The sequence below is a fragment of the Pedobacter sp. 05T44 genome, assembly GCF_056395985.1.
In genome coordinates this window covers 1-367 of sequence record NZ_JBFTKO010000051.1, presented here as the reverse complement: position 1 = coordinate 367, position 367 = coordinate 1, and the positions used below count along the sequence as shown (strand labels likewise).

1 protein-coding gene is annotated in these 367 nt (G+C 41.8%); it reads left to right on the top strand.

Features of this window, described 5'->3' with window-relative positions; all coding sequences use genetic code 11:
* Positions 1-367: transketolase family protein (locus AC1DDK_RS26175; RefSeq protein ID WP_477634198.1), on the top strand; the 367-nt coding region annotated here is incomplete at both ends.

The following is a 367-nucleotide window of genomic DNA, read 5'->3' as shown; positions in this document are numbered from 1 at the left end:
ATACATACACTGAAAAAAAAGATACCCGCTCTGGTTTTGGAGCAGGATTACTTGAAGCAGGTAAAAAAAATCCTKAAGTAGTTGCACTATGCGCAGACTTAGTGGGCTCTTTAAAAATGGATGCCTTTATTAAAGAATTCCCTGAACGCTTTTTCCAGATCGGCATTGCTGAGGCAAACATGATCGGTATTGCAGCCGGTTTAACCATTGGCGGTAAAATTCCTTTTACAGGAACTTTTGCCAATTTTTCTACAGGCAGGGTTTATGATCAGATCCGACAATCGGTAGCTTATTCTGACAAAAACGTAAAAATATGTGCTTCCCATGCTGGTTTAACCCTTGGAGAGGACGGCGCAACTCGCAACTC